This is a genomic window from Desertibacillus haloalkaliphilus, assembly GCF_019039105.1.
Taxonomy (GTDB): Bacteria; Bacillota; Bacilli; order Bacillales; family KJ1-10-99; genus Desertibacillus; species Desertibacillus haloalkaliphilus.
Map to the genome: position 1 here is coordinate 1 of NZ_JAHPIV010000168.1, position 425 is coordinate 425.

At 38.8% G+C, this 425-nt stretch carries 1 protein-coding gene; it reads right to left on the reverse strand.

Annotated features, from left to right (window positions below; genetic code table 11):
* Positions 1-425: hypothetical protein (locus tag KH400_RS29745; protein WP_217228079.1), on the reverse strand; the 425-nt coding region annotated here is incomplete at both ends.

The window sequence follows — 425 nt, forward strand, 5'->3', positions numbered from 1 at the left end:
TCCCTTCCTCTCCCTTCTCCCTTTCCTCTTTTTTTTCTTTTTTTTTTCTTCCCCTCTTTCTTTTTTTTTTTCCTTCTTCCCTCTTTTTTTTCCTCCTCCTTTTCCCCTTCCTCCTTTCCTTTTTTTTCCTCCCCCTTCCTTTTTTTTTTCTTCCTCTCTTCTCTCCTCCTTCTTCCTTCTTCCTTCCTTCTTCCTTCTTCTCTTTTCCCCTCTTTCTCTCTTCTTTTCTCTTTCCCTTTTTCCTCTTTTTTTCTCCCTCTTTTTTCTTTTTTTTTCTCTTTTCCCCCCCTCTTCTCCTTCTCCTCTTTTCTCTCTTTTCTTTTCTTTTTTTCTTCTTTTTTCTTCTCTTCCCCTTCCTCTTTCTCTTCTTTCTTTTTCTTTTCTTTCTCTTTTCTCTTTCTCTTCTCCCCCTCTCCTCTCCCCCT